This is a genomic window from Neobacillus niacini, from assembly GCF_023715785.1.
Classification (GTDB): Bacteria; Bacillota; Bacilli; order Bacillales; family Cytobacillaceae; genus Neobacillus; species Neobacillus niacini_E.
Genome location: NZ_JAMBOX010000121.1, coordinates 1 through 255, shown reverse-complemented (window position 1 = coordinate 255; position 255 = coordinate 1). Strand labels below are relative to the sequence as shown.

Annotated in this window: 1 protein-coding gene; it reads left to right on the top strand. The window is 37.6% G+C overall.

What is annotated here, in order from left to right; all coding sequences use genetic code 11:
- Positions 1-255: transposase (locus M3234_RS29940; RefSeq protein ID WP_262307957.1), on the top strand; the 255-nt coding region annotated here is incomplete at both ends.

Here is a 255-nt window from a genome sequence, read left to right as displayed (position 1 = left end):
TGAGAAATATGGAATGGATGGACTTCAAGATTCCAGTGGATGGAAACGGTACTCCAGAGAGGTAAAAACGGCTGCCGTTCTTGATTATCTTTCAGGGAATTATACTCAGTCAGAGATTGTACGTAAAAATGAAATATCCAGTAGATCAGTGTTGAGAAAGTGGATAAAGAATTATAATGGTCATAGAGAATTAAAAGACACGCAAAGGATGAATAACTCTATGATCAAAGGTCGATCCACTTCACTTGAAGAACG